Raw genomic sequence first — 22652 nt, forward strand, 5'->3', positions numbered from 1 at the left:
TTCTCAGCGAATCTCTTTTTGATTCATACGCGCCTGTAATGCATTGGATATATTCATCAATGCAAAGGTGACGATAAAGATCATTAACCCAGGAAAAAAACTCACCCACCACGCGATATCAATCACCTCTTTACCGCCGCTGAGGATACTCCCCCAGCTCATTTGCGGAGCAACAATCCCAAGCCCTAAAAAGGAGAGTCCGGATTCCGCTAAAATAGCGCCCCCTACCCCAAATGTGAAACTCACCAACACAATCGGGGCCAACAATGGAGCATAATATTTGAGCATAATTTTTAGAGGATGGACATGCCCAATATGCAGTATCCGGATAAACGGCTTAGAGGCAATGGCAAAGCTCTCTGATCGAATCAAGCGGGCTGTCCCCATCCATCCTGTCACGGAGATTATGAAGATCAAAACCCAAACGGAAGCATTGACATAGCTCACGAGTGTCAAAAGTAAAAAAAGAGTCGGGAAAGTTAAAAACAGATCCACAATAATGATAAATACTTTATCAAACCCTCCACGCAGCAATGCGGCACTTATGCCATAGAGTAGCCCTATCATCGTGGAGATAAAAGCACTCATGAAGCCGATAATGAGAGAGATTTGGCCCCCTTCCATTAAGCGGGCCAACAAATCACGTCCCAATCTGTCTGTTCCGAACCAATTGGACATACAAGGAGAGACTAAAATAGCATGAGAATCTAAAAACAGAGGATCCACGGAATATAGATAGGGACCGATAAAAGAGAAAAGAATTACCGCGACCAGCGCAGCAATACTAAATAGAGGCATTAAGCTTTAATACCCAATAAAGTAGTCATCATTTGATCTATGGTCGTAATGATCTTTGCAGCCGCTCCATAGGATGTTTGATAACGGATCAGATTAGCCATCTCTTCATCTATGTTGACAGAACTGATTGAATCTTGCTCTTGTTTGATCGAATTATACTGCGCCGTAACGGTATCGTTATTTGTAATAGCTGCATTAGTTTTGGTTCCGACTTTCGTCACCATCGAATCATAATAGTTATAGATGGTATCACTTGTAGTCGATAAACCGTTGGTGAAATCAACCGATGAAAACTGTAAATTTACCATTCCTAAAGCCGTTTGATTGTCTCCGCTGCTCGGCATTTTAAAGGCATTGATTTGAGATGAATCGGATTTGAAATCGCTTTTAAGACTTATGTTTTTTGCATTGTTCCCATCTAAAAATCGGTTTACGCCCGTTACTCCGGCAAAATTAGTTCCGTTATCTTCTATCGAAAATGTATATCCCTGTGAACCGAATGAAGCAGATAAATCGATGCTAAGTGTATTTGCAGGTGTAGTGAACACAGGGTTCAGGATACTGTTAATATCGTTCAATGCATTGTTATCCGCATTATCATCTTTTTGCGCTTTAAGCTGGGCGATAATACTGTTTGGGGTACCATCCGGCAGAAGATTGGTAGCCGAGGCATTGTCCATTACCGTTTGTTCATTGATTGTTATCGAACGGCGGGCAACTTCTTTTCCGTCAATATCGTATGCTACGACATCAAATGTCCCCGCTTTAAAATTCTCACCGGTACTGAGCAATGATGACGTATCTGAAAATGAAAGTGCATTTGAACGCATTTGTGAAGTTGCACTTTGAGCATATACGCTGTTGGTCGATTCAATGAGCCCTTTTGCAAAGTTGTCCATACTCGTTTTCGTTTCTTGCAAAAATCCGTCTTCAAATTCTCCGTCTGAACCGATTGTAGAGCCTCTTAACTCTAACAATGCTCCTACTTTACCGGAAGTAATTTTTTCGGCAAAAGGGATTTTCACTCCGTCTTGACGTTGATAATAGAGGTCATTGTACCCATTCTTATTTCCGGTTTTATCAATCCCTATCGGATGAAAACTGCTGCCGTCAACCAGATTAAATCCGCCAACCTGTATCGTATAGCTTCCATTCCCTTCAGAAATATTGCTATCAACTACATTATTACTCGTAATCTGCCCTTCCGTTACTTTTGCACCGATCAGATTGGACAATGTCAATTCAAGCTTCCCGCGCTGATCGCGCAAATCATTTGCATTATTGATCCCGTCTGATTCTGCCAAATTAATCGACTTGTTCAAATTGGCGATCTGTTCCGCAATACGATTTACTTCATCAATATTTACCGCTACTTGATCATTCAACGAACTTTGAAGATCTGTAATCTTTGCACGCGTCTGATTGATATTTTGTGTAAGTGTCTGTGTTTGTTGTGCCAAAGAGACTTTTAGTGCACTGTTACTCGGGTTGTCTGCCAAAGATTGCCATGTATCGAAATAACTTTGCAAATCAGCTTTAATACCATTATTTTGTATATCCGGAAAATAGGTAGAGAGTTCTTGAAGATTTTTTTTCATCTCGTCCGAATACGACTTATTTTGGGAAGCGGATTTATAACGGTTATAAACGAAGCTGTCAAAAACCCGGGTAATCTCAGTAATCTGTACCCCGTTTCCGCGCTGACCCGGATCAATACTGATCGGTGTTGCCGCTGCAGTGACTACTCGTTGACGGGTATACCCTGGTGTTTCCGCATTGGAAATATTGTGCCCGGTCGTATCAATACCGATTTGTGCCGCGTTAAGACCGCTATACCCGATGTGTAATGCATTAAAAATTGATGCCATATTATGCCCGCACTTCCAAAAATGAGGCTTCGGATGATGCTACTTTTTGGTAGCCCTCCATTTGTGTCGGGACAACCCGTTCAAGCAGCGTATTGTAAAACGCTCCGACACTTAAAACCATTTTTGCATATTGTTGATTGATCTCGCGCAGTGCACTAAGATGTTCTTTGAGAGAATCAAGCTGTTGATGTTGTTCATTATCTAGAAGTTCAGAGAGTGCTTTCGAAGGTTGTGCCGTCATCAGTTTTGAAATTTCGCGATCGATCATCGCTTTTTTCTGCTCGAAACTTTTAATTTTCTCTTCTTTTATGGCTAAGCGTTCAAATTGCGGATTGTGTTTTGCTTCTCTGATATCCATGATATCTTCTTGCGATAAAGAGATAAGAGATTCAAGATCTTTGATAGCACTCTGTAATTGATAAGACAACATCATAAACTCCTATGCTTTAGGTTAGCTCTTTAGCAATACGCTTGGCTAACGCTTCGATATCGACACGGTATTCCCCTTTTTCGATAGACGCTTTCAGTTCATCGATTCGGCTTGTGTCACCTTGTTTTGTAATAGATTGCACGGATTTCTCCTGCTCTTTGGTTTTTAATGAGGGTTCTTGGTATGCCGCTTTCACGAGCGAGCCGTTCACACTTGAGATCATGGTGAATCCTTGTTATCCGTTTATGATGTATATACACCATATCGGCAAAAACCTTTAAAAATTTAGTCTATTGCTCTGTTTTTATCCCTTTTTGACTCAGATTATCAAATAACATTTGTGAAAATCCAAACCCTCCGGCACTGGCATTGGAGAGTTCGTCACGGTACATCGATTTGAATATCTTATCTCCGGGATCATTAGCGTTGAAAAGATTTTTTTCATCTTTCATCGCTTCATCCAGCATCATCTTGATAATAATAGCCTCAAATTGATCGGTTTTTTCGCGTAAAGCTTTATCCCCTTCTTTGGTTCCCACCGTCGGGAGTCGCTTTTGATACTGTACTGTTGAGATGTCCATCAGATGACCTCCAGATCCACTGAAATCGCTCCGGCACTTTTCATCGCTTGAAAGATTGAAATCATCTCTTTAGGAGTAGCCCCGAGCTTTTGGAGCGAACGGGCGATATTAGCAACCGTAGTCGTCCCTTTTTCGGTGTAAACTTCATTTTCATTCAGCCCGATAACAAGACTTTTGTCCATAGCAACACTTCCGGCAGGTTTTGAAACGGCATTTTGAGAAAGAATCTTAACCGTCATATCCCCTTGTGTCACAACCACCGGCTGAACCTCAACATCGACTCCGGCTACAATCGTTCCAGTACGCTCGTTGATAATAATTTTTTGATCCTGTGCATAATTGATATCCAGATTTTGGACTTCGGCCAAGAACTCAACCATTGTTTTATTCGCCGGAAGTTCCAAATTAATCGTGCGTGGGTCAATTGCGGTTGCGATTGACGCATGATATTTTGAATTGATCACATTCTGGATCGCTACGGCATTGTTAAAATTAGAAGATTTAAGCGATAGGGTCGCATTGTGCATATGAATCATATCCTGGTTAATTTCACGCTCAACCAAACCGCCTCCGTATACCAGACCTACAGTCGGATGCGATTCTGCACCCGCCCCTTTTTCATTTTTACCGCCGATACTGATAGGCCCTTGTGCCAAAGCATAGATTTTACCGTCCACCCCTTTGAGCGGCGTCATGAGCAATGTACCGCCTTCAAGTGATTTCGCATCACCGATGGATGAGACGGTGACGTCAAGGGAGTCCCCCTGACGGGCAAAAGGGGCAAATTTTGCCGTAACAACAACCGCTGCAACGTTTTTGGATTTAATATCGACAGGGTTCATATCAATGTTCATCGCTTTAAGCATGTTAGCGATCGATTGGAGGGTAAATTTTGAGGTTGTACCGTCACCGGTCTTTTTCAAACCGACAACAAGGGAATAACCGATAATCTGATTGTCACGAACACCGACGACATTCGCAACTTCGCTGATGCGTGCGGCTTGCAAAAAAGTTAAAAGGGAAAAAAGCAGTACAAAAAATCTCATGTTTATCCTTTATTTCAGAAGGATAAAGCAAAGTTTATTCCATAATGGAATTATGCGTAATAGGTGAGAGAGGTTTTCCCGAAGCGTTTGGATTTGATACGGTTAAAATGACCGATTGCGTCCGGTAATTCCAATGTGCTCATATGTTCGATAACGATCAATGTCGCCATTTCCAGTGGAAACGAAGCAATCATATCGATCGTTTTATCGTATATCTCTTCCATCCCCTCACGAAACGCAAACGGAGGATCAACGTAGATAAAAGCGCTCTCACCTAATGATGAAAGCCGTTTTTTTACCTGATTGATGGTGCTAAAACTGTCCCCTTCAAATACTTCACAACTGCTTGGATCGGTTTGAGCAATATTTTCACGTAAGGTACGAATCGCATCGCGGTCTTTTTCCATAAAGATCACTCTTTTAGCCCCTCGGCTAAGCGCTTCGAGTCCGATGGATCCGCTTCCTGAGAAAACTTCGACCAAGACAGCATCGATAATATCAAATTGAAGTGTATTGAAAAAAGACTCCAAAACAATCGATTTTGAACTGCGTGTCGTCTCTTTTGAAGGGAGTTTTAACGTTTTACCTTTGTATTTTCCTGCAATAATTTTTTTCGTAATGGTTGGACTATTTTTCATAAAATGCTCGAATCGCCTTTATAATGTTTGCTTGATACTCACGGGTCAATTTATCGATATGGCGTTCCAATATTTCAAAACTGACCGCCTCTTCAGGTGCAGGGAGCGGTTCTTCTTCTATTGATGCACAGGATTGTTGTTTGCACGATTCAAACTTTTGCGTTAATGCATGAAGCAGCTGTGCTTTGGAAAAAGGTTTAACCAAATCACAAGATCCATTGACCCCGATGACAAAAGTCGGGTGTACATCATCTCGAATATCTTTATCCCGAATCAATATATCGCATTGTCGGATAGAACTCAAATGTCCATCCAGAAAAAGTTCCAAGGAACGCTGCAGTAATGGAGAATCGCACTGGATAGCTACTTTCACGACGTTTACCTTGTAAAAAATTATCTTATTTTAGCATACTAAGATCATGTGAAAGATAAAATGGCTTGAAAACACACCTTTAGGATAGCTCTGATGTTAAGAGTAATCGTACTTCTTCTGCCGGAAGCGGTTTGAAATAATAATATCCTTGTGCGACGCGACACCCCTCTTTCAATATGAATTGACCTTGTTTTTTGGTTTCTATCCCTTCGGCTACAATATTAAGTTTCAACCCTTTGGCTAAGTGAATAATCGATTTTACAATTTCACAGTCTGCTTGATCTTCAGGAAGATTATCGACAAATGATTTATCAATTTTAAGTTTATTTATGGGCAAATTTTTTAAATAGGCTAATGACGAATACCCCGTTCCAAAATCATCTATTGCCAACTTAAATCCGCTTTCAGCCAGTTGTGCCAGAATATTTTTTGAATACTCAGGATTATTCATAATAATGCTCTCCGTCAATTCAAGTTCAATCAAAGCAGGAGGGCATGAATTCCTTTTTAAAATATTTGGGATAATTTTTTCAAGATTGCCGTGTATTAACTGTTTTCCCGAAATATTTACTGCGATGTACCCGGGGTTGAATCCTTCATTTTTCCATTCCATCATTTGTCTGCTGGCTTCTTCGATCACCCATTCGCCGATTTCGATAATCAGACCGGTGTCTTCCGCAATCGGTATAAACTTGATGGGTGAAATAATTCCAAATTCCGGATTATTCCACCGTATCAGGGCCTCAAAACCGATAATTTTTTCATTTGACATATCTACTTGAGGCTGATAATAAAGGACGAATTCATTGCTGGAGAGCGCTTTACGCAGGCTATTTTCTAAGGTTATACGTTCCAAGACCCGTTTCGTCATCTCTTCCGTATAAAACTGATACGTATTTTTTCCCTCATTTTTGGCTTGATACATTGCTGAATCGGCATTTCTGAGTAATTCTTCAGCACTTTGTGCCTCATTCGGAAAAAAACTCGCACCGGCACTGCACGTGATAAATATTTCATACCCTTCAACGTCCATGGGCACATCAAGCATATCAAGGAACCGTTTTATAATCACCTCTGAATCACTTTTATGTTGTGCATTTTCAACAATGATAGCAAACTCGTCGCCGCCAAATCGTGCAACCGACTCTTTCCCTATTGCATTTTCCAGTCGCTTAGCCACCTCTTGTAAAACACCGTCTCCGATACTATGTCCAAAGGAGTCGTTGATCTCTTTAAATCGATCTAAATCGATAAACCAGACCGCAAACGGCTCCGCCGTCTCGTTATTGCGTTCTATCAATTGTTTTAGTTTTTCTACAAAATGAAGTCGATTGGGAATGCCCGTAAGTGAATCATAATGGGCACTATAATCGAGAGTATCCCTTTGTTGGACCAGTATTTTTTGTTTATCTTCAAGCTCAAAAAGGGCATTTTTCAGATTCCCTTGTATCCCCAACAATTTTTTCTCCCCTGTTTTAATGGTTTGAGAAACGATATAGGCCAAAACGACAAGGAGAAAAAAAGTAATGGCAGTGACAAGAATAAGCATATTCTTAGCATTATCAATATGTTTATCCGCTTCAACCGTTTTATTTAGCTGAAACGTATACAACTCATCAAGTAAAAAATCTTCATATTGTTTCAAATATTCGATATTACTGTTCAAATCTCTAATTTTAATGTAATATGAACTGTTTTCATTGGCATTTAGCCCTTCTCCAAGACGTCGTAAAAGCGATTTTTCCATCATATTTTGTTTTGAGAAAAGATCGTCTTGAAGTATAACCTGTACTTTTTCAAGCTCGGAAAGGATAATGTTTTTAAATTCAATCCACTCTTGTTTGTCCTTGATCTTAGGAGACAATGCTCTAAATAAATTTTGGAATTGTTTCTGTGATTGAAGCAGTCTCTTTTTTTGTTGTTCCAAATTAGAGGTTGTCAACAAACGCTCAGTGTCATATTTTAAGACAAACAAAGATTCATACGTAGATTTGCTCAATTGCTGATCAGAAATAATTTCTTCATAATCACGTAACAACAAAAACAATAATGTTCCAACAATAATCGAACCGACCAGGATGGTTATAAAACTGATATTGGCAATATTTCGAAGCGTTAATTTATTCAACATCGTTAATTCAACGAAGAGTTATAAAATGAACTCTGTTTTTTTCGCCCCAACTTATCCGTAATTTTTTCCCATTCAGCAGCAGCTTTATCCAATGCTTTCTGTGCACTCATTTCTCCCATGACTGCCTTATAGGCATAAGTATCGATTGCCTGATAATACTCTCCTGCTCCCGGGATGGTAATATCATAAACAACATTTGGATTTGCCAATGAAATCGTAATCTCATCGAGATACGCTTTGGCGGAAGGAGTTGAAAATCCGGCACTATTCCATGACGCAGGATCCTGAAAGTGCGAATAGCGAGAGGGATTTACGGCAGTACCGTTGGTTGCAGTCAACTTTTTGGTCATCTCTTTGGAGGTCATATATGCCGCAAAGGCAAAAGCGAGTTCTTTGTGTTTGGACTCTTTGTTGACTAAGAACATCCAGTTGCCGCTAATCGATGAAACCTGATTGTAACGATGATCCCATCGAGAAGTTTTAGCGTTGAAAACGTCATCCGATCCGGGTATCTGTGCATAACCCACTTTATCTTTGATAATCGAAACCGGTGAATTGGCGGCATAGATCCCCATATCTGCCCAATCCATCGCCATAGCGACTTCACCGGATACGAAACTGTTACGGACATCATGCCCTGCAAAACTTGCCATGCCCGGAGGACCGAATCGCATAAAATCAACATAGTCTTTTAAAGCTTTCACAAATGCTACATTATTAATGCGGGGCTTCATCGTTTCGGGATCGAAATAGTAGGCCTTGTCATCAGGATGTTTGGCATAAGCGGCAGCTTGGGCAAAAAACTGAAGCATGGAGATATCGTCTTTTACTCTCAACCCAGCCATTCCGTATTCAATTTTGCCGTCTCCATCCCAATCCCAACCGTTGAAAAATTCGGCGGTATCTCGAAAGGCTTTCCATGTTTTTGGCGGAGCAAGCGGATAGCCGTAACGCGCTTTAAAAGAGACTTTGTTTTTTGGATTTTCAAAAATATCTTTACGATAATAGAGATTAATACAATCTCCGTCATACGGAAGTCCGTAGGCTTTGCCGTTCCAGGATAAAACACTATTACGGTAAATCGGTAATACATCTTCCCAGTCGATCTGTTTTTTGATCGATTCTGGAATCGGTTCGATATGATTATTCCCCAATAAAGTACCGTTCCACATCGAAATAACGACAAAAATATCGTAATTGAGATTAGGATCGATAAGGGATTCATCTATTTTTTTAATGGTTTCATTCCAGCCCGGTGTGACAACGCGAACTTTACCCCCTGTTTTTTTCTCAAAAGCGTCCACCTCATCCAAAATTGGTCCTCGTATCAATCTCGCTTCTAGGGTAGGGACAATGAGAATAATTGATTGTCCTTCGTATGGCTTTTTAATTTTGTTTGCAGGTTCGGAAGTATCTCTCTTTTGGCATCCGCTAAGTGTAAAGATTGTAATTAATGTTAGAAAAAAGATTACTATTTTCACATATACCTTTCTAGACTCATAGATAAGAGATTTTATTGTATCTTCCTTTATTTTAATCAAAGCTATAAATAATATCTGCATAAAATTATCGTATCTTTGTTATTCTCCAATGAATAAGAAAGTTACACAATAGCAAGACTTTTGGCATAATGAAAATTAGTTAACCGCGCAGATAAAATTCGATACTGTATCGCAGATCCTCATCCATGTCCATCAGGCTCTCCAGCATCCATTTAAGATATCCGGGGTCTTTGAGAGCAATCTCTTCAATCCGCTTTTTAGCGTATTTACCGAAAGGGAGACGGGATAACAGGACATAGCTTTTCGATATTTCAATCAGTCTGTCTCTATCGGCCAAATCAAGCAAATAGTCCAACACCATTCGAGTGTGCAGTGCATCGCTCAATGCATGATGCGGAGTTATCGGAACACCAACGCTTTCAAATACTGCCTCTTCTTCCCGATACAACCGCAATTCATACCGCAAAAACTGCAAAGAATACCCTTCCAAATCATCCATCAGCGATTTTGCACATTTGAGGGTATCGATCACCGATCCCTGCCATGCAATACCCTCTTTTTGCAGCATCGAAAGTTCAAACGGAGCATTGTGCGATACCAATATATTTTCAGGGGTATTCAGTGTTTCCAATTTTTGTGCACTGATCGATTCACTAAAAGAAGGAGCTTCTTTCACCATCTCGTTTGTAATATGATGTATCGCGGATGCAGAGGGGGGGATTTTTTTACCCGGATTGATAAGTTCAAAATGGAGTTCAGAATCTGTGATAAGGCCTAATGCACAGATTTTATCTTTGACTTCGACTCCTGTCGTTTCCGTATCGATAAAAACCAGCATGCCTACTCTGCTGGAAAAGATTTTAATTCGGCTAAGAGCTTATGATAGTGTTCCAATGTCCGAAAACTCTTTTCAAAACGCCATCCAAGTACAAAAGCGATGATCTCATTTTTGAGATTCGGGCTTAGTTTTTCAGCACGTCCGTAATACCCTAATGAGACGTTTTTATTTTTAACTTTTGCATCTTTATCATAGATGATAGCGATAATTTGAGCATATTTTCCCTCTTTGATCGAGCCCAGATCTTCATCTGCCAATGATAGTCCGGATAGGTTGATCGCTTTGAAGAGAAATAAATCATCAAACTCTGAAACCTTCTTGTCAATTTCTAATGTTTGATAGAGTTCTTCGAGTCTTTTTAGGTTGCTTTTACGTTCTAACTCGTAGCTGGAGATCTGTGCCGTCAGGTTTTTCAATCGATCAAGTGCCGAACTCACATTTTCTCCTTTGAGTATCTCTGTATTTTGACAATTTTAACCTATGTTGACTTATAATATCAAACTTTTTATACTCTGGGAACTTAATGGACTATTTACAAATTCAAGGGCCGACTAAACTTAGTGGAACTGTTACTATCTCCGGCGCTAAAAATGCCGCTTTGCCACTCATCACATTGACGCTTCTAGCGCACAATCCGTTAAAAATAACCAATATGCCAGAGGTAGTAGACATAAAAACTCTGCTCAAACTTCTCCAAAATCTTGGAGCCAGCTGTTCGCTTAAAGACCATGTCCTTAATGTTGATACGTCTACAGTTAACCACACGATGGCAAACTACGACATCGTTAAAACCATGCGTGCTTCGATTCTCGTTCTAGGACCTTTACTTGCCCGCTTTGGACACTGCGAAGTCTCTCTTCCGGGCGGATGTGCTATCGGTCAACGTCCGATCGATTTGCATCTCAAAGCGATGGAACAAATGGGTGCAACGATTACCATCCATGCGGGATATGTCCATGCAGTCGCACCGGAGGGACTAAAAGGGGCTCATATCATCTTCGATAAAATCACCGTTACCGGAACGGCGAACGTCGTAATGGCTGCGGCTTTGGCACACGGGAAAAGTGTCCTCGTCAACTGTGCAAAAGAGCCTGAAGTCGTCCAACTGTGTGAAATCCTTCGTGACAGCGGTATCGATATGACCGGAATCGGAACCTCAGAAATCACCATTGTCGGTACAGGCGGAAAAACCATCGATATGGTTGATTTTGAAGTTATCCCCGACCGTATCGAAGCAGGTACGTATCTCTGTGCCGGTGCTATCACCAACTCGACCATCACCCTCGAAAAAGTACGTCCGGATCATCTCGATGCCGTTACCGCAAAATTAGAACAAATGGGATGTCGTGTAGAGTGCGGTGAAAATACGATGACGATTCATCCGGCGGCACAACTTAAACATGTCGATATTATTACACAAGAGTATCCGGCATTTCCAACCGATATGCAGGCACAGTTTTTAGCCTTGGCAACCCTTGCCAAAGGTGCAAGTACTATCGAAGAGCGATTGTTTGAAAACCGCTTTATGCACGTAAGCGAACTTCAACGTCTCGGAGCGGAGATCAAACTCAGCGGGCATACCGCAACCGTAATCGGACCGTGTGAGCTCTTCGGAGCCGACGTTATGGCAACCGACTTGCGTGCATCCAGTGCGTTGGTGCTAGCGGCAATGGCAGCACAGGGTACGACCAACGTCCACCGCATCTATCATCTCGATCGCGGATATGAGAATTTGGAACAAAAGCTTCAAGCTCTCGGCGCTAATATCATACGCCTCAAAGAATAACCCTCACTTCCGTCAGAATTTCCCACATTCATGTGGGCGGTTATTTTCTTCTTCTCTTTATTCCCCGCAACGATAGCTGAGATTCGTAATATAGTATTCATACTGATTTTTCGGACGAATCCGAAATAGTTTTCTAAGTAGCTTTTTCATACTCAATTGCATGCAAAAAGTGTTCCAAAATATGTAGTTTCAATGAGTTAAAAGAGAGAAAAGAGCACAGGTTACTGTGCATGAGCCCTCTGCTGAAGAGAGCCCAGTGTTAACGTAGCCAAGCGGAGCTTTGCTCTGTTGGTGTTCAAATCAAATAATTATAGATCGCCTTCGATCACTTTTTTGAAGGTATTGTAGTAAATATTTTGCATCTCAGGAAGTCTCATGGTGACATCATTGACGGTAAATGTATCACCACCAACGGTTCCGATTCTCATGCATGCCACAGAACTTGCCATAGCTTCAAACGCTGCACAATTTTCCGGAGCAACCTCGATGATTGCACGGGACATACTTTCCGCAAAAATATCACGAACATCGTTTACTGCGATCGAAGCATTGACCCCTTTGTCACTCACGCATGCCATTTTTGCCAATGCAATCGCCACACCGCCTGAACTACAGTCTTTTGCTGCTGCAAGTAACCCTTTTTTATTCGCTTCGATGACCAAATTCCAAAGTGCACGTTCTTTATCATAGTTGATCGCCGGAATTGTCCCCGCTACAACATTGTACAATTCTTTCATATAGAGTGATCCGCCGAACTCTGATCGGTTTTCACCGACGAGATACAGTATATTTCCATTTTTTTGGAATGCGGACATCAATACTTTATTCTGATCTTCGTTCACTCCCACCATAGCGATGGATGGAGTCGGGAATACCGATTTGCCGTTGGTTTCATTGTAAAGTGAAACGTTTCCGCCGATAACCGGAGTGTTGAGTTCGGCACACGCTTCTTTGATTCCCAAACATCCTTGGCCGAACTGCCACATCACTTCAGGATTTTCAGGATTACCGTAGTTAAGACAGTCGGTGATCGCTTTAGGGGTTGCACCGCTCATTGCTACGTTACGCCCGCTCTCGATGACCGCTGCAGCCGCTCCCGCTTTCGGATCGATATAGCAGTAACGGACGTTACAATCTGCACTCATTGCCAATGCTACGCCGTTTTCTTTGATACGGATAACCGATGCATCAAGTTCACCGCCTTTTTTGACGGTATTGGTTTGTACCATAGAATCATATTGCTCATAAATCCAATGTTTATCCACAACTTCCATCGAAGCAATCAGTTTTTCAAACGCTTTTTGATTCTCTACCGCTTCAAAATCATTTAATGTTACATTGGCAATTTCATCAAGATAGGCAGGACGGCTCATTGGACGGTCAAGAACCGGAGCCTCTTCGCTCACCGGGTCAACCGGCACTTCCGCACACTTCTCACCGTGCCAGAAAAGCTCCATTTTGCCCGTCGCCGTTACTTCACCGATAACCGCACAATCAAGATCCCATTTTTCGAAAATATCGATAATCGCTTGTTCGGACCCTTTTTTCGCACAAATGAGCATACGTTCTTGCGATTCGGAGAGCATGAATTCATACGGCATCATCCCCTCTTCACGAGCAGGAACCTTGTCAAGATGCATGATCATCCCGCTTCCCGCACGTCCGGCCATCTCAAATGAACTCGAAGTGAGCCCCGCAGCACCCATATCCTGGATCCCGACGACATAATCGGTTTTGAAAAGTTCCAAACATGCTTCTAGAAGAAGTTTTTCGGTAAACGGATCGCCCACTTGTACCGTAGGTCGAAGCCCTTTTGACGCTTCGGTAAAGCTGTCCGAACTCATGACTGCACCGCCGAGTCCGTCACGCCCCGTTTTAGATCCGACATAAATAACCGGGTTACCGATCCCTTCCGCTTTTCCGTAAAAAATCTCGTCGCTTTTCGCTAATCCGAGGGTAAACGCATTCACAAGAATATTACCGTTGTAGCACTCATCGAAACTCGTTTCGCCGCCGATTGTCGGAACCCCCATACAGTTACCGTATCCGCCGATACCCGATACGACACCTCGTACCAAATAGCGCTGATGAGCGCTGATATCGTCTTGGTTCAACACGTTTCCGAAACGGAGGGCATTGAGGTTGGCAATCGGACGGGCACCCATGGTAAATACGTCACGCATGATCCCGCCGACTCCCGTGGCAGCCCCTTGATACGGTTCGATAAAACTCGGGTGGTTATGGCTCTCCATTTTAAAGACTGCCGCATAACCGCCGCCGATATCGATAACTCCCGCATTCTCACCCGGTCCTTGGATAACCCACGGTGCTTTGGTAGGAAACCCGCTCAAATGCTTTTTAGATGATTTATAACTGCAGTGTTCACTCCACATAGCCGAAAAAATCCCGATCTCTACAAGGTTCGGTTCGCGTCCGAGGATTTTTTGGATATGGTCATAATCTCCGAGTGAGAGTTTATGCTGTTTAAGAACTTTTTCGATGTCTGGGAGGGGAGTGCTCACGGCAGTTTCCTTATTATTTTTTTTATATTAAATGCTTTACAGGCAAAGCCCGTCAAGCTACGCTAGCCGCTATGGCACTAAAGCTTGCCCTGATGGGCAGATATTAATTATTGATGTCGCGATTATACCAAAGGGTACACAAACGCCCCCTTAATTTCCTGTCCATTTACAAAACCGTTTTAAATTTATAACTTGAAATCACTACTAGGAGGTTCATGTATGTTAACGACTCTGTCGAAACGTCTTTTAATTGCATTAGGTGCTGTGCCTATTTTAGTAAGTGCAGCAGTGACTGCCCCTCAACATAAAACGGATAGTACATATGGACAAAACAATCCGTTTTGGGATATGAATGAAATGGACGGATTTTTCAATTATCCATTTCCCCACATGGTCCCGGTTTATAATGCTTCTACAATAAAAGAGAGTGATAAGGCATACCTCATCAGCATTGATTTACCGGGGATGGATAAAAAAGATATCTCTATCCAAACATCAGGAAATCGGTTAATGGTATCCGGTGAACGGAAAGAAGATATGGAAAATAAAGAAGAAGCAAAACATTCTCTATCGGAATTCCGACAAAGTTTAATGCTCCCTGAAGACGCAAATTTGGAAGCGATAAGCGCAACATCAAACAACGGTGTCCTTAAAATTACCGTTCCAAAAAATGCCGGGAAAAAAGTATCCAGAAAAATCGAAATCAAATAAGAAAGAGTCTAAAAGCGCACTAAAATTACACTGAGCTCTATACAGACACCTCCGTGTAAGCGCTTATCAACTCAATGAAATCCAAAATCTTGTTCGCTCCGATGATTTTTTTTCAATTCAAAAATTTCACGGTAAGTGATCGAAACGACCTCATAGCTCTTTCTTCCGTTTGGAAGATTGACGCTGAATTCATCCCCCTCTTCTTTTCCAAGCATAGCACGTGCCAACGGTGAATGAACCGAAATCAAACAATTCTCCGGCTCGCTTTCCAATGTACCGCAAATACTGTAGGAATACTCTTCGTCACTCTCAGAATCGATAATCGTTATGGTCGATCCGAAATGGACGCGGGAATGATTGAGTAAAGACGGATCGATAATCTGCGCTTTTTCGATCATCGAATTGAGGTAAAAAAGGCGTTTATCAATGTGCCTGAGCTTCTCTTTTGCCGCATGGTATTCGGCGTTTTCGCTCCGGTCACCAAGCTCTGCGGCACGCTGTTTTTCCTGATTGACACGCGGTTTTTCGACATCTTTAAGATACTTGAACTCTCGTAAAAGTTCATCGTACCCTCTGGGCGTCATCGGTTCATTTGTCATTTATGCCGCAAATCCGATAATGTAATAGGTCGGTTTGCCATCCACTTTTTGAAGCTTCACTTTGTATTTGTCGGCAAAATGATTGATTTTTTCCATTGCTTCCGCCGCACTGATTTCACTCGTTGAATCAATTTTGATTTTAAAATAGTCGTTACTGTTGGACATTGCCACATACGATTCAGAAAGTTTAAGTGCTTCGTGAAGGTCCAAAATATGTTTAATGATTTTTTCGTATCCGTGTGTATTTTCTTCGATACGCGCAAGCTGAAGGCTCAGTGCTTCGTTAGGGGTATATCCGAGTTGATTTAAAATCGCTTCATATGTCATTAGTGTGTTCCTTTGTAAAAATAGAGAGTTATTCTATCATAGAAGTATTTATTGACTATAATAATGTCATGAAATCACTCCTAATTCGTCTTACCCACGGCCTTTATGACCAAGATATTGCACCCGAGGAGCGCGAAAGCGTCAATCAGTGGGCTGCGATGAAACTCATCACTCATGATGAGGGAAAATATCAGTTCAACTCCCAATACCGTGCGGGTATTGTCTCTCTTGCCTCCGAAAGCGGTGCCTATCTTCAGACATTAGGAGAGAGCATACGAGATCACTTTATCGAAACTGCCAATCTGATGGGTGCCAAAAGCGGTGATTTAGTCATTGCACAGAGACTATTAGGAAAACGGGGCGGTCCGCAAGCCAAAGTCGTTGTTATTGCCGGTCGGAGTGAAACATTCAGCGTTGCCGTCGTATCCATGAAAAACGGACATTTAGGACTCTACGATATCCGAACCGACCATCCCGCAGGTTTTGCCCTTACCGATCTTTCTAAGAATAGTGAGGGGTCACTCTACCAGATCAATAATCAAAGCGGAACGATCGCCGCTTATCTGGGTAATCTCAGTGATCCCAAGGTGGACGAGAAAATCGTCCTTGCCCTCTACAACAAGCATGATGCATTCGAAGACGACGTACTTGAAATGGCACGGGAGTTTCCAAAAGAGGTCGATGCATCCCTCTACCCAAACCGCCGTGACTTGCGTCATCTGCCGTTTTGTACCATCGATCCCGTCACCGCCAAAGATTTCGATGACGCAATCTGCTACATTCCCGAGACTTCTACCCTCTACGTCGCAATCGCCGATGTCAGCGAATACGTCCACCCTTTCGGAGCGATCGACGCCGAGGCGATTTACCGCAGCTTTTCCATCTATCTTCCCCATCGTTCCATCCCGATGCTGCCGCGCGAGCTGAGCGAAACCCTTTGTTCACTTCAGCCCCTCGTCGATCGGCTTGCCTACACTTTTGAGATGCATATCGATCCGGTAACCTATGAGATGGATTCCCATACCCATTATGAGTCGATCATCCATTCTCATCGCAGGTTCACTTACGAGCAGATCGATGCGTTTTTTGAGGGCAATCACCATGCTGAAAATGAAAAAGAAGCTCTTGTCCTTGCCTATATCCCCGCACTCAATGAACTCACCGGAAAACTCCGCGCCGAGCGGATGAAAAAAGGATATAACTTCCGTTCCAGCGAACTGGAAATGCGGATCGATGAAGATCAAAATATCGTTTCTACCGAATTTGCCGTCGAGACCCCGTCTCATGCATTGATCGAGGATTGTATGCTTCTTGCTAACAAAGCTGCCGCGTCACTGTATGAGCGAGGTGTGTTTCGTATCCACGAATCTCCCTCTCCGCTCAAGCTCCAAAGCCTTTACACCGAGTTAGCGAGTATCGGTATTTTCGTCGAATCACAAGGCTCTATCAAAGAAACGATTATGGCGATCCAAGCCGAAGCGGAAAAACGTGATCTCATCAGTGAAGTCGATACCCTCATTATCCGCGCTCAAATGCAGGCACGCTACGCCCCGTATAATATGGGACATTTCGGTCTCGGATTCGATCGCTATACCCATTTCACCTCTCCGATCCGCCGATACAGCGACCTGATTGTCCATCGTTTACTCAAAGCGATCGCGGCGGGAGACACCGAAGAAGGATCGTATGTGTTACGCAATATCGAGTCGCTCTGTACCTCCATCAGTGAAAAAGAGCGCGAGGCAAGCGATATCGAGATCCGTTTCCATGAACGTAAATTTGCCCGCTGGGCAGCCACTGTTATCGGTCAAGAGTTTAAAGCCCGAATAATGCGTGCCGAAGAACCGGTTATGGCAGAGATCCACGACACTATCACGGGAGCCAAAGTGGCCATCACGTCGCAGTTCGGTCTAATGCTCTTTGACGATATCATCGTTAAAATTGAAAGTTCCAACCTCGCCACCGCAAAAATCACCGCTTCATTCGTACGCCGTATCGAAAAAGAAGAGGTATCGCACACAAGTGAGCCCGCAGGAAAATTGTATGAATAGACAAGAGCTAGACCGTCACATCCAAAACAGCAGTGCTCCGCGTGCGATGGCACTCTTCGGAGAAAGTCACTTTCTAACCGACCGATATGCCCATAAATTAGCCCAAATCGAAGGGGCATCGGTTCTCAGTCTCTATCATGACGAATATGATTTCAATGCCGCAAAAGCCCATCTTTCTCAAGGATCGCTCTTCGGCGATCAAAATCTCCTGATCGTCAAACATGAGAAAAAACTTCCTAAAGCGGAACTCGATGCCCTCGTCGAATTGGTAGGAAAAAATCCCGATAACATCTTCATCTATTGCTACTACGGGGAAGACGTCAAAGGAGCCGATACGGCGTTTAAAGGCTCTCATTCCGGATCGGTCCGTTTCTTCCATCCTTATGCTAACGAAGCGCGCGCCATCGTTATGCAAGAAGCGCAAAGCTTAGGCGTTCAGCTCGATAACCAAGCCGCCTTTCACCTCCTCGATATACACAACAACGATCTTGCCCTCGCCTGCAACGAACTTTCCAAACTCTCCATCTTGGGAAAACCAATCGGAATGAAAGAGATTGACGAACACGTCTTCGGGCTGAGTGAAATCAAGACAGATCAATTCATCGCCCGTGTCATCGAGAAAAAAGAGTTCCTCCCCTCATTGCACCATCTACTCGAATCAGGGGAAAACGAGATACAGCTCCTCACTGCTATCAGCGGATTTTTGACCCAACTCTATCTCTTTAACAGCGCGATCAAAATTCACGGTGTTGCTGATTCCGCCCTCGTTTTAGGGTACAAACTTCCCGGATTTATCGAAAAAGAGCGTGCCGCCCTCTCGATTAAAATATCGCCGGAGGGGTATAAACGAGGCATTAATCTCCTCCTCGATACCGAGCTGAAAATGAAATCAACCGGCTCACCGGATCAAGAATCACTCCTCCTGTCCGCCCTACTGAAACTGCAATCTATACTTTAACCAAAACTAATATTAAGCTATATTTCAGTATAATCCGCGCGTTCCTTGCTCTTTGCAACACGACTGTCGTGCTGTATAACAACCATAAGGGGCGAACACCATAAGGAGACATACGCTATGAGACATTACGAAAACCTAGTAATCGTAAAACCTACTCTTACAGAAGAAGAGATTAAAAACACCATCGCTCTCGTTGAAGAAGTGATCACTGCAAACGGCGGTGAGATCGTTGCTCGCGACGCAATGGGAATGAAAAAATTGGCTTACCCGATCGAGAAAAATGCTCGCGGTTATTTCTACGTTATGTATTACAAATCTGCACCTGCTGCGATTGCTGAAATCGAACGTCGTTTCCGTATCAACGAAGAGATTTTACGTTTCGTAACTATGAAATACGATACAAAACGTGAAATTGCAGCATGGAACGGTATGGTTGAAAAAACCAAAAAACCTGCTCCTACAGCTGCTGTTGCTGAGAAAAAAGAAGAAGCAGCTTCTTAAGCCCTTTAAGGAAAACCTATGTATAACAAAGTCATTTTGGTTGGAAATCTTACCCGAGATATCGAACTTCGCTATTCACAAAACGGTTCGGCAATTGCTAAAACCGCTATTGCAACCAGCCGTAAATTTACGGTAAACGGCGAGAAAAAAGAGGAGACATGTTTTGTCGACATCACTTTTTTCGGCCGTTCAGGTGAAGTAGCCAACCAATACCTTCGAAAGGGTTCTAAAATCCTAGTCGAAGGACGTCTTAGTTTTGAACAATGGGTTGACCAGACAAACGGCCAAAAGCGCTCTAAACACTCCGTTATCGTAGAAACGATGCAAATGCTCGATTCACGCGGCGAGGGTGGTTCTCAGGGCGGTTATAACGAATACAGCGATTCCGGAAACAGCGGCTATGATGCTCCGGCACCAAAAGCGGCTTATACTCCGCCACCGTCGTATTCTAAACCCGCACCGGCAAGAATGCCGGAAAACAATCTCCCCGAGATTGATATTAACGAAGACGAAATTCCGTTTTAGAATAAGCACAAGGATAGAACCATGTCAGAAAAAAGAAAATACAAAAAACGTTATTGCAAATACTGCGAACAAAAAGTTGATTTCATTGACTACAAAGATGTAGCTTCTTTGAAATATTCACTCTCTGAGCGTTTCAAAATCATGCCACGCCGTCTTACAGGTAATTGTAAACGTCACCAAGACATGGTTACAATCGCTATCAAACAATCACGCGCTGCTGCGTTGATTCCATACACAGTATCACGTAAAGTGATCGCTGGAGCACCATTCGAAGAGATGCGTTAATCCGCTCTCAATATCGGCATTTTGCCGATATCCGCTCTCTTTTTTATTCCCTCTTTCCTCTTTAATCATTGCGCTATAATGTCATATTATTATGATTCAGGAACTGTTTGTGCTGCCTATTCGACTCTTTTTATTTACCCTAATCCTTACCTATTCTTTATCAGCCATGGAACCACTTTTCAGCATATCGGCTCAAGTCAAAAAAGTTCTCCCCTCAATTGTTAAGATCAAAGTCCAGAAAAATGGACTCAGCAGCGACGAAAACGAATTAATCTCTACGGATGCAGGCGGCTCCGGTTTTGTTTTAGATTCGGATCACCATCTGGTAACGAATACACATGTGATCGGTGAAGGTAAAAAAATTGCGATCATTGATCAAAAAAATGTTGAATACATAGCGAATTTGATCGCTAAAGATGATAAAACCGATATTGCCGTCTTGGAAGCACCTGCATTTAATGCACCGGAGCTAATAGATGGCAATACAACAGCATTATCTGCAGGTGACGGTGTTTTTGTTATCGGATCTCCTTATTCGCTGGATCACAGCGTGTCGCTTGGGATAATAAGTGCTATTGAGCGCTTTCTCCCTAACTATCCCTATATCCATTTTATTCAGACCGATGCGGCTGTTAATCCCGGAAACTCCGGAGGAGCTATATTTGATCTAAAAGGCGAATTGGTAGGAATGACCTCTACCTATTTTTCACGTCAAGGAGGGTACACAAATATAGCCTTTGCCATTCCGATTGAAGAGGTTCGACGCATAGCACACCATTTACTTAATGAAAAAAAAATCGTACGGGGGTATTTAGGTGCTGAGTTATTAATATCTGAAAGGTTATCCCGTAAAATGGGATATCAAGCATCGACTTTTGTAACCAAAATCGATAACAACTCTCCCGCCGATAATGCCGGATTACAATCTGGAGATTTAATTGTTGCCGTTGATTCTGAAAATTTTAAAGACAGTGGAGACCTTCATCGCATTTTGGAGCACTCTCACCCAGGTGAGACGATCACTCTGACCTATGTACGTGATAAACAGCTAAAAATGGCAACGATTATACTTGGAATACCGTCTGATGAACAAAAAGAGCTGAATAACCTTGGAATGGGTGATGCGAGCGAAAAATTAGGATTGCTAGTTCAAGAAGGGAATGAGGGGATCGAAGTGATTACAACGTTTGCAACCGCTAAAATTACAGGACTACGGGCTAAAGATATAATCCTTCAATTCAATACTATTCCCATCAAAACAATAGACGTATTGAATTCACATCTAAGTCGGCTCAAAGATACAGAAATAGCCTTCTTCACAATTAAACGAGAGAATACTATTATTACCTTGCCGATAGGGCAAAAAACTGCATTAAAAGGCTATTTAAGCAAGAATTGATACTATATCAGTCCATCCAACGTCTTGGGTCATACCCATCGGTTGGTCGTTTAATTTCCGCCTTCTCTAGTGTTTTACGTAGTGTAATGACATTGGAACCATCAACAAAGCTTTTCTCATCAAAACCGTTGTTATAGAGAGTAAAACCATGCCGTTCGTAAAAAGATAATGCACGGGAATCACTTAAAACAGTGACACTGATATAATCGTAAAGCGCACCAGCTTCGATAAAAAGCTGGTCCATCATCATTGATCCGATCCCTTTCCCTCTGAATTCGGGAATGACAGCAACAGTGAGAATAGGTGTGTTATCATCAATATACCCATTAGACCCATGATCAGCATTGAGACGGCGTATCCATACAGCACCGACCAAGCGATTATCTAAGAGTGCATATAATCCCAAATCCTTGCTTGTAAAGCCGTAAAATTCTTCATATATAGCAAGTTTAGGAATATCCGATAATGTCTTATTAACTTCATTAAGTCTCATAGCATAATAGAGCATATCAGTGACAATTTTTTGTTCAGAAGATCTAAGAAAATAAAGTGTTGGTTTCATAAAAGAAAGTATACAGTAGCAATACTAAGAGGTTAATTTTGAATACTTTTATAAATATAATTGGATTTATTAGATCAATGGGGATTTAAAGAAGAAGAGTAAATCTGAGGCCAGGCGGCGACCTACGTTCCCACACCTGAAAGATGCAGTATTATGAGCGATGAGGGTCTTAGCTTCCGGGTTCGGAATGGGACCGGGCGTTTCCCCCTCTCTATAGCCAC

24 protein-coding genes and 1 rRNA gene are annotated in these 22652 nt (G+C 42.5%); 8 read left to right on the forward strand and 17 right to left on the reverse strand.

Going from position 1 to position 22652, the window contains the following annotated elements; genetic code table 11:
* Positions 1-3 precede the first annotated feature (3 nt).
* The 12 genes from PHE37_RS10230 to PHE37_RS10285 form a co-directional block, all read right to left on the reverse strand.
* Positions 4-798 (reverse strand): ABC transporter permease, encoded by a 795-nt coding sequence (locus PHE37_RS10230; protein WP_299993471.1) that lies wholly within the window; start codon positions 796-798, stop codon positions 4-6.
* Positions 798-2666 carry a flagellar hook-associated protein FlgK gene (gene flgK, locus PHE37_RS10235; RefSeq protein WP_299993472.1) on the reverse strand — a complete coding sequence of 623 codons (1869 nt, stop codon included), beginning with the start codon at positions 2664-2666 and terminating at the stop codon, positions 798-800. Before flgK ends, PHE37_RS10230 begins: the two co-directional genes overlap by 1 nt.
* Position 2667: 1 nt before the next feature.
* Positions 2668-3096, reverse strand: a complete 429-nt coding sequence (locus PHE37_RS10240; RefSeq protein WP_299993473.1) for a hypothetical protein — start codon at positions 3094-3096, stop codon at positions 2668-2670.
* Positions 3097-3112: 16 nt separating this feature from the next.
* On the reverse strand, positions 3113-3319 hold the full coding sequence (locus PHE37_RS10245) for a flagellar biosynthesis anti-sigma factor FlgM (RefSeq protein WP_299928268.1): 207 nt from the start codon (positions 3317-3319) through the stop codon (positions 3113-3115).
* A gap of 67 nt (positions 3320-3386) precedes the next feature.
* Entirely contained in the window at positions 3387-3677 is a 291-nt protein-coding gene (locus tag PHE37_RS10250) for a rod-binding protein (RefSeq protein WP_299993475.1), read from the reverse strand.
* On the reverse strand, positions 3677-4723 hold the full coding sequence (locus PHE37_RS10255; protein WP_299993477.1) for a flagellar basal body P-ring protein FlgI: 1047 nt from the start codon (positions 4721-4723) through the stop codon (positions 3677-3679). Before PHE37_RS10255 ends, PHE37_RS10250 begins: the two co-directional genes overlap by 1 nt.
* A 50-nt stretch (positions 4724-4773) precedes the next feature.
* Positions 4774-5361, reverse strand: a complete 588-nt coding sequence (rsmD, locus tag PHE37_RS10260) for a 16S rRNA (guanine(966)-N(2))-methyltransferase RsmD (protein WP_299993478.1) — start codon at positions 5359-5361, stop codon at positions 4774-4776.
* Positions 5351-5734, reverse strand: a complete 384-nt coding sequence (locus PHE37_RS10265) for a hypothetical protein (RefSeq protein WP_299993479.1) — start codon at positions 5732-5734, stop codon at positions 5351-5353. The genes rsmD and PHE37_RS10265 overlap by 11 nt, the downstream gene beginning before the upstream one ends.
* Before the next feature lie 79 nt (positions 5735-5813).
* Complete coding sequence (locus tag PHE37_RS10270; RefSeq protein ID WP_299993480.1) at positions 5814-7865, reverse strand: EAL domain-containing protein; 2052 nt, start codon at positions 7863-7865, stop codon at positions 5814-5816.
* Between the two features lie 2 nt (positions 7866-7867).
* Complete coding sequence (locus tag PHE37_RS10275) at positions 7868-9346, reverse strand: extracellular solute-binding protein (protein WP_300008569.1); 1479 nt, start codon at positions 9344-9346, stop codon at positions 7868-7870.
* Positions 9347-9506: 160 nt separating this feature from the next.
* Positions 9507-10205 (reverse strand): exonuclease domain-containing protein, encoded by a 699-nt coding sequence (locus PHE37_RS10280; RefSeq protein ID WP_300008571.1) that lies wholly within the window; start codon positions 10203-10205, stop codon positions 9507-9509.
* Between the two features lie 2 nt (positions 10206-10207).
* Complete coding sequence (locus PHE37_RS10285) at positions 10208-10642, reverse strand: hypothetical protein (protein ID WP_299993482.1); 435 nt, start codon at positions 10640-10642, stop codon at positions 10208-10210.
* Between the two features lie 86 nt (positions 10643-10728).
* Between PHE37_RS10285 and murA the strand changes: the two genes are divergently transcribed.
* Complete coding sequence (gene murA / locus PHE37_RS10290) at positions 10729-11991, forward strand: UDP-N-acetylglucosamine 1-carboxyvinyltransferase (protein WP_299993483.1); 1263 nt, start codon at positions 10729-10731, stop codon at positions 11989-11991.
* A gap of 308 nt (positions 11992-12299) precedes the next feature.
* Here murA and purL read toward each other — a convergent pair whose 3' ends face one another.
* Positions 12300-14513: a phosphoribosylformylglycinamidine synthase subunit PurL gene (gene purL / locus PHE37_RS10295; RefSeq protein ID WP_299993484.1), complete on the reverse strand. Its 2214-nt coding sequence runs from the start codon at positions 14511-14513 to the stop codon at positions 12300-12302.
* A 219-nt stretch (positions 14514-14732) separates the two neighbouring features.
* Between purL and PHE37_RS10300 the strand changes: the two genes are divergently transcribed.
* Positions 14733-15224, forward strand: coding sequence for an Hsp20/alpha crystallin family protein (locus PHE37_RS10300; RefSeq protein WP_299993485.1), 492 nt, complete (start codon positions 14733-14735; stop codon positions 15222-15224).
* Positions 15225-15295: 71 nt separating this feature from the next.
* Here PHE37_RS10300 and greA read toward each other — a convergent pair whose 3' ends face one another.
* Both greA and PHE37_RS10310 read right to left on the reverse strand, forming a co-directional pair.
* A complete protein-coding gene (gene greA / locus PHE37_RS10305) occupies positions 15296-15823 on the reverse strand; it encodes a transcription elongation factor GreA (RefSeq protein ID WP_299993486.1) in 528 nt (175 codons plus the stop codon).
* Positions 15824-16150, reverse strand: a complete 327-nt coding sequence (locus PHE37_RS10310; RefSeq protein WP_299993487.1) for a hypothetical protein — start codon at positions 16148-16150, stop codon at positions 15824-15826.
* A gap of 68 nt (positions 16151-16218) precedes the next feature.
* On the opposite strand from PHE37_RS10310, the gene PHE37_RS10315 reads away from it, so the two are divergent.
* The 6 genes from PHE37_RS10315 (at position 16219) to PHE37_RS10340 (ending at position 21869) form a co-directional block, all read left to right on the forward strand.
* Positions 16219-18201 (forward strand): ribonuclease R family protein, encoded by a 1983-nt coding sequence (locus PHE37_RS10315; RefSeq protein ID WP_299993488.1) that lies wholly within the window; start codon positions 16219-16221, stop codon positions 18199-18201.
* The gene (holA, locus tag PHE37_RS10320; protein ID WP_299993489.1) at positions 18194-19159 is read left to right on the forward strand and encodes a DNA polymerase III subunit delta; all 966 of its coding nucleotides are present in this window, start codon (positions 18194-18196) and stop codon (positions 19157-19159) included. Before PHE37_RS10315 ends, holA begins: the two co-directional genes overlap by 8 nt.
* A 117-nt stretch (positions 19160-19276) precedes the next feature.
* Positions 19277-19660: a 30S ribosomal protein S6 gene (gene rpsF / locus PHE37_RS10325; RefSeq protein ID WP_299928221.1), complete on the forward strand. Its 384-nt coding sequence runs from the start codon at positions 19277-19279 to the stop codon at positions 19658-19660.
* Positions 19661-19678: 18 nt separating this feature from the next.
* Positions 19679-20185: a single-stranded DNA-binding protein gene (locus tag PHE37_RS10330; protein ID WP_299997972.1), complete on the forward strand. Its 507-nt coding sequence runs from the start codon at positions 19679-19681 to the stop codon at positions 20183-20185.
* A gap of 21 nt (positions 20186-20206) precedes the next feature.
* Positions 20207-20470 (forward strand): 30S ribosomal protein S18, encoded by a 264-nt coding sequence (rpsR, locus tag PHE37_RS10335; protein WP_299928215.1) that lies wholly within the window; start codon positions 20207-20209, stop codon positions 20468-20470.
* 109 nt (positions 20471-20579) lie between these two features.
* Positions 20580-21869 (forward strand): trypsin-like peptidase domain-containing protein, encoded by a 1290-nt coding sequence (locus tag PHE37_RS10340; protein ID WP_299997968.1) that lies wholly within the window; start codon positions 20580-20582, stop codon positions 21867-21869.
* Positions 21870-21876: 7 nt separating this feature from the next.
* Here PHE37_RS10340 and PHE37_RS10345 read toward each other — a convergent pair whose 3' ends face one another.
* Together PHE37_RS10345 and rrf are read right to left on the reverse strand one after the other, a co-directional pair.
* On the reverse strand, positions 21877-22275 hold the full coding sequence (locus PHE37_RS10345) for a GNAT family N-acetyltransferase (RefSeq protein WP_366881166.1): 399 nt from the start codon (positions 22273-22275) through the stop codon (positions 21877-21879).
* 265 nt (positions 22276-22540) lie between these two features.
* Positions 22541-22652 (reverse strand): 5S ribosomal RNA (rrf, locus tag PHE37_RS10350); the annotation flags it as partial.

Source organism: Sulfuricurvum sp. (assembly GCF_028681615.1).
GTDB lineage: Bacteria > Campylobacterota > Campylobacteria > Campylobacterales > Sulfurimonadaceae > Sulfuricurvum.